Source organism: Bacillus sp. AFS053548 (assembly GCF_002575105.1).
Taxonomy (GTDB): Bacteria; Bacillota; Bacilli; order Bacillales; family Bacillaceae_G; genus Gottfriedia.
On the sequence record NZ_NUHI01000067.1, the window covers coordinates 1 to 1,357 of the forward strand.

At 32.3% G+C, this 1,357-nt stretch carries 1 protein-coding gene and 1 pseudogene; both read left to right on the plus strand.

The genetic code is table 11. From position 1 onward, the window contains the following. Nucleotides 1-249: pseudogene (locus CN946_RS20885) on the plus strand (IS110 family RNA-guided transposase); the annotation flags it as partial. A 301-nt stretch (nt 250-550) separates the two neighbouring features. Continuing rightward, a complete protein-coding gene (locus CN946_RS20890; protein WP_098862846.1) occupies nt 551-1,183 on the plus strand; it encodes a LysE family translocator in 633 nt (210 codons plus the stop codon). Nucleotides 1,184-1,357 lie beyond the last annotated feature (174 nt).

Genomic DNA, 1,357 nt, shown 5'->3' on the forward strand with positions numbered 1-1,357 from the left:
GGTGCATCCAAAAACTACCTTGGAGCAATGTATCGAAGAACAGCAGCACGAAAAGGTAGGAAAAGAGCAGGAATAGTAGTAGCACATGCCATGTTAAGAATCGCCTATTATCTTCTGACTAGGAAAGAAATGTACAGAGACTTAGGAGAAGATTATTATGACAAACAAAAAGAAGTATCAATGGTCCGTTATTCAGTTCGAAGACTTGAAAAATTAGGGTATTCCGTATCAATCGAAGAAGTCTCATAATCCATCAACCACTAATATTTTTTTACTGTTGGACGCTTTTTAAAAATAAAATAAAGACGTCTTCTTTAGGTATGCATTTTTTACATGAATACCGTAAGGTTTTTTCATGGTAGTGCGATAAAAAAGACCGCCGAAGCAGCCGATAGTTATTGAACTAACGCATTAGTTAGTTCAATAACCAAATCAGAAGTTTTTCCTTTTCATTTGAAAATTACCACAAAATAGAAAAAAATAGTTTCAAAATCATACATGATACTGTAATATCGATAAGGGCACCTAAAAAAAGAAAGGGTGCATAAAAGTGTATGGTATTATTCATTTCGAAGTATTTTTAATAACAGGAATTTTGTTAAATTTAATTCCAGGTGCAGATACGATGTATATCGTAGGTCGAAGTATTTCTCAAGGGAGAAAAGCAGGAGTATTTTCCGTTTTAGGAATCATTTCAGGCTCATTAATTCATACGCTTTTGGTTGCGTTTGGATTATCCCTTATACTATTAAAATCTGTTTTATTATTTAATACGATTAAGATTTTAGGTGTTATCTATTTGGTATACTTAGGGATACGTATGCTACTAGATAAATCAAATGCTGCGTTTCGAGCAACCGAAGTTGATAAATTAAATATACCCAAAGTATATGTGCAAGGTATTTTAACGAGCCTAACAAATCCCAAAGTATCTTTATTTTTTCTTTCGTTTCTTCCACAATTCATAGATACAAAGGCTTCTGGTCCGATTCCTTTTCTGATCTTAGGACTGACTTTTACAACAACAGGGTTGTTATGGTGTTTAATTGTTGCTTATTTTTCTTCTTATGTAACAAAGAAACTAAGAGGAAACCAGAAAATTGGAATGGTTTTAAACAAAGTAACTGGAATAATCTTTATTGGTATGGGGATTAAGCTACTTCAAATAAAAGCTCCTAACTAAACTTATTAAAAACCTGATGCCCCCTAAAATATATGAGTTTATGTCGGATAAAAATTATAAAGAATTCCTTCAGAAACGATATCTGAAGGAATTTTTTTATATTTGTTAAGCAACTAACGCATGCGTTCGTATTATAAGGTCAACCAGTTAAATTAAAATGTACCCTATGTAAAG